Raw genomic sequence first — 2082 nt, 5'->3', positions numbered from 1 at the left:
CACCACCAGTGATGCTGCCACTTACTGTAATCGATTTTGTGCTCGACGAAGTTAAAATGAGTCCGACGCCGCCACTTCCTCCATCACCTCCATTATTACTAGCAGTTGTAGTACCACCAGCTCCGCCGATGCCTCCAGTTACGTTGGTTGATAGTGTACCAAGAAAGTTGCTGCCACTAATAATTGCTCCGTATCCGCCGGCACCTCCGCCTCCGCCAGCGCCTAAATCTGCTGTGCCGCCGGCGCCGCCATTCCCGCCGGTGACTGAAATGGTTGTTAGACCAGCTTGGCTAGCTCCAGCAGCACCTCCGCCGCCTCCACCGCCACCATAGGGGGTGGTATTCGAAGTGCCTCCAGGGCTGCCATTGAGTTGTCCAGCAGCTCCGCCGGCACCACTGGCACCACCGGTGGTCGACCCCCCATTTCCGCCCGTGATCCCAGATCCACCGCCGCCAGCACCTAGGGAAGTTAGTCCCGTGAGTGACCCCCCGGTGCCGCCGGCTCCCAATGGGTTATCAAGGCCGCCAGAGTTGCTGTTATTTCCGCCATTCCCACCAGCCATGTCCCGCTCCCATTCTACATGGCCTGGACGAGCCGTATGGGCTGCACCAGGCACGACCTAGCGCCGAGTCAGGCGCCGTAATTGTTCCCGGTAGCCATAGCTGGCGCTTCAAGTCGGAAACAGGGCAGCGTAGCCACAGACAGCACTGAAAAAGCATGTCGCGCCGTAGCATCGCGCAGTTCTGTTAGAATGCTCCTCTTAGAATGCGCCATCCTTAGTCCGTAGAAATGTTTATGCTCTAGCTAATATTGGGTGGAACACTTCCGCCATTCGGCGCGCGTCAATGTGGAGCGTGAAGAATTGGGGGTGATCGCCAAGCGTAAACGTTAGGTTTTCACCTGCGAGATCGTGCCGTGCGAGGTGTTGTAGACCCGGCCGATCTCGGCGCGGCTCTCGCCAGCTTCGCACCGAAGCAGGAGGTGTCGTCGGCATCACCGCCCCGCCACCATCTCCAGCAGCACCACGCCCGCCGCCGAGATGACGTTGCCCCTGCCGCCCCATGGGAGAGGCGCGGGCGAGATCATAGCTTCGACGCGTCCTTGCGGAAGCGGGCGAAGAAGCGCGTCAGGCCGTCCAGGTCGACGTTCGGCAGCGATATCGCAGGTTCAGGCTCCACAGCCACGGCATCAGCGTCCGGCACCAGACCATGCAGCGCCTGCGTCAGGAGGGGCGGCCACTCCACGCCGTAGTCCTGCAGCAGGCCGGCGACTTTCGCGAGCGCACTGGCTTGGTCAGCGGGGACCGGGCGACCCGCGATCTGTGCGTCGAGGGCACGATCGGCGAGGGCGGTAGCAAGGCGCAGAACCTCGAATAGCCGTTCGGGCGAGATGACGCCGGCGCTCATGGCTGAGCTTTCCGCTCCCGAAACCGGATGCCGGCCCCTCCCCCGTTTTCAGGGATGAATTCGAGGCCGGTGCGCTCAAGGGTGGCTCGCATCAGTCTGCTCCGCGCCCCGCCCCATGCACGATCTGCTGCAGCAGCGAGGGAAGCGGGATGCCGTACTCCTCCAGAAGGAAGGCCGCGCTCAGCAGCGTCCGGATGTGCTGGTCCGGGATCGGCCGGCTGAAGATCTGCGCGTCAAGCACCTGATCGGCGAGGAGGTCGGCGAGGCGAGAGACCTCGGATAGGCGCTCTAGCGAGGCGGTCACGGTTTCCGCTCCCGCATTCGAACTCCGGCACCGCCGCCGTTCTCCGGGATAAACTGGAGGCCGGCACGTTCTAAAGCGTCTCGTATCTTATCGACGCTGCTGATGCGGGCATCTTGCCCTGCTTCAAACCGATTGATCGTGTTCGACCCAACGTCAGCTTCGCGGGCTAGGTCCGCCGTGCTCCAGCCCAAGGCGGCACGACCCATTCGGCATTGAAATGGCTTCATGAGGTGAATTTATCACCATATGAGGTTGACATCAAACCGGTGTGGGTTACACCTCTAATGGTGAGATTATCACCACAGAGGCCCGCCCCGATGCGCTACGCCAACCTCATCCCCCACTCGCACATCGCCCGCGCCGCCGACCCGC

At 62.2% G+C, this 2082-nt stretch carries 3 protein-coding genes; all 3 read right to left on the bottom strand.

Features of this window, described 5'->3' with window-relative positions; translation table 11 throughout:
- Positions 1-1082: 1082 nt before the first annotated feature.
- Positions 1083-1406 carry a hypothetical protein gene (locus FV222_RS24210; RefSeq protein WP_147815840.1) on the bottom strand — a complete coding sequence of 108 codons (324 nt, stop codon included), beginning with the start codon at positions 1404-1406 and terminating at the stop codon, positions 1083-1085.
- 91 nt (positions 1407-1497) lie between these two features.
- On the bottom strand, positions 1498-1710 hold the full coding sequence (locus FV222_RS24200; protein ID WP_246685636.1) for a hypothetical protein: 213 nt from the start codon (positions 1708-1710) through the stop codon (positions 1498-1500).
- Positions 1707-1916, bottom strand: a complete 210-nt coding sequence (locus FV222_RS31515) for a helix-turn-helix domain-containing protein (protein ID WP_147815839.1) — start codon at positions 1914-1916, stop codon at positions 1707-1709. The genes FV222_RS24200 and FV222_RS31515 overlap by 4 nt, the downstream gene beginning before the upstream one ends.
- Between the last annotated feature and the right edge of the window lie 166 nt (positions 1917-2082).

The organism is Methylobacterium sp. WL103, assembly GCF_008039885.1.
In the GTDB taxonomy this organism is placed as follows: Bacteria; Pseudomonadota; Alphaproteobacteria; order Rhizobiales; family Beijerinckiaceae; genus Methylobacterium; species Methylobacterium cerastii.
This window is presented reverse-complemented; position numbering and strand designations above follow the sequence as displayed.